This window comes from Desulfosarcina cetonica JCM 12296 (genome assembly GCF_001311845.1).
Taxonomy (GTDB): Bacteria; Desulfobacterota; Desulfobacteria; order Desulfobacterales; family Desulfosarcinaceae; genus Desulfosarcina; species Desulfosarcina cetonica.
This window is the reverse complement of record NZ_BBCC01000549.1, coordinates 1-581: the sequence shown is the minus strand read 5'-3', so window position 1 is coordinate 581 and position 581 is coordinate 1. Positions and strand designations below refer to the sequence as shown.

Genomic DNA, 581 nt, shown 5'->3' with positions numbered 1-581 from the left:
TTTACGCTTGATATCATATTGATTTCATGGTTAAAGAGAACGGAATTACCATCATTGTCGCCAAACCTGTCGAAAAACGGAATCGGGCGCTTGGCTTTGATCGGGTCGCGCATGGCCAGCCGGCTCCCCGGTGCGACGCCAAAGATCCACGTATGAGAAAATTCCGTAACCTTTTGACCGATAGCGGGTTCAAAAGGTGCAGCCTGTCAACGCCGGTCGGTTCGGCCGGATCGAAACTATCAATAACCCGAGGAAACGACCCATGAGAAAATTCGTACTGCCGTTTCTGTGCTCATTGTTGTTTATTCTCTTCCTTGTTCAATGCTCGGAGAAGATCGAACCGGGGACCACGACGGCCGACGGCGGTCCCGCCGTTGCCGTGCGCGTGATGGATGTCCGCAGCGGCGTTCAGCCGATCGTCTACGGTGCGGTGGGAACGGTCAAGGCCAGGCTGGCGGCCACGGTTTCGAGTAAATTGATGGGCACCATCCAGGCGTTCAACGTCAAAGAGGGGGACGCGGTGAAGCAGGGGTGACCTGCTCGTGGTCATCGACGACCGTCAGGTGGCGGCCCAGCTGGCC

General features: G+C 56.6%; 1 protein-coding gene. It reads left to right on the top strand.

The features are described from left to right. Positions 1–262: 262 nt before the first annotated feature. Positions 263–535: an efflux RND transporter periplasmic adaptor subunit gene (locus JCM12296_RS35520; protein ID WP_054702870.1), complete on the top strand. Its 273-nt coding sequence runs from the start codon at positions 263–265 to the stop codon at positions 533–535. Positions 536–581 lie beyond the last annotated feature (46 nt).

Excerpts from the sequence above, each read along its gene's own strand:
- JCM12296_RS35520 (WP_054702870.1), top strand. The coding sequence starts at position 263 with ATGAGAAAATTCGTACTGCCGTTTCTGTGCTCATTGTTGTTTATTCTC.